Source organism: Sphingobacterium shayense (assembly GCF_013179575.1).
GTDB classification, from domain to species: Bacteria; Bacteroidota; Bacteroidia; order Sphingobacteriales; family Sphingobacteriaceae; genus Sphingobacterium; species Sphingobacterium shayense.
Genome location: NZ_JABMCQ010000312.1, coordinates 1 through 1,591 on the forward strand (window position 1 = coordinate 1; position 1,591 = coordinate 1,591).

Below are 1,591 nucleotides of genomic sequence, written 5' to 3' on the forward strand. Positions count from 1 at the left end.
ACCTCGCTTTTACAACTCTTTCAAAAAGCAAGAAAGAGATAACAAACTACAATAACTTAAATTACAATATGTTACAATTCTTCGATTGTTTAATTTTATAGAAATTTATAATGTAATCCCGTGTTTTCCATTTATATTTCCTCTTCCACAGTACCGAACTAGCACCAAGAAAAAAATAAGAATTAATAGTCGCACACTTTTTTTAACTTAATCTCTTGTATATAAAAGTTTTTCGTATTTTTGCAGTCCCTACAATGTAGGGAAAAGGAGATAAATTAATTAATGGCAAAAAAACAAGAAGCAGAAAAAGAGTTAGCGGCGAAAAACGCAGAGCTACAAGGTGCTGACACTAAAGTAGTGAAAGACACTGAACAAATCGAGTCTGAAGCAGATTCAAAACTAATCGACGAGATCAAATCTAACACTTGGAGTACACCAGAAGGTGATTTCGATTGGGACTTTGATGAAAAAGCTTTCGGTAATTACAGTGACACAGAGCGCACTAAACTGGAAGAGCAGTATGCAGGAACATTCAACCAAATCAACCAAGGTGAGATTATTGAAGGGATCGTTGTATCAATCAATAACAAAGATGTTGTTTTGAACGTTGGTTTTAAATCTGATGGGCTAGTAGCACTTTCTGAGTTCCGCGACTTACCTGACTTGAAAGTTGGCGACACTGTTGATGTGTTTGTTGAATCACAAGAGGATGCAAACGGTCAATTAGTATTGTCACGTAAACGTGCTAAAACACAAAAATCTTGGGAAGCTATCAATGCTGCATTAGAAAACGATGCAATCATCGATGGTTTCGTTAAATCACGTACTAAAGGTGGTTTAATCGTAGACATCAAAGGCGTCGAGGCATTCTTACCAGGATCTCAAATCGACATCAAACCTATTCGTGACTACGATATCTATGTTGGTAAAACAATGGAGTTCAAAGTGGTAAAAATCAACCATGAATTCAAAAACGTTGTCGTATCCCACAAAGTATTAATCGAAGACGATTTAGAAAACCAAAAAACCGAAATCGTTGCGAAACTTGAAAAAGGACAAGTATTGGAAGGTACTGTTAAAAATATCACTGACTTCGGTGTATTCATCGACTTAGGTGGTGTTGACGGTTTACTTCACATTACAGACATTTCATGGGGTCGTATTGAACATCCAAAAGAGGTACTAGCACTTGACCAAACAGTTAACGTGGTAGTATTAGATTTTGATGATGAGAAAAAACGTATCGCTTTAGGTTTAAAACAATTATCAGAACACCCTTGGGAATCATTAAGCACAGATTTAGCGGTTGGTTCTAAAGTTAAAGGTAAAATTGTTACCGTAGCTGATTACGGCGCATTCCTTGAAATCATTCCTGGTGTTGAAGGTCTAATTCACGTTTCAGAAATGTCTTGGTCACAAAACTTGCGTTCTCCACAAGAGTTCTTAAAAGTAGGTGACGAAATCGAAGCAGAAATCTTGACGTTAGATCGCGACGATCGTAAAATGAGCTTGGGTATCAAACAATTGACTCCTGACCCTTGGAAAAACATCACAGAACGTTACCCTGTAGGATCGAAACAATCTGCAGTTG

Annotated in this window: 1 protein-coding gene; it reads left to right on the plus strand. The window is 37.0% G+C overall.

Going from position 1 to position 1,591, the window contains the following annotated elements:
• Positions 1 to 282: 282 nt before the first annotated feature.
• Positions 283 to 1,591 (plus strand): S1 RNA-binding domain-containing protein (locus HP439_RS19020; protein WP_172391898.1); only part of this gene is annotated, 1,309 nt, incomplete at its 3' end.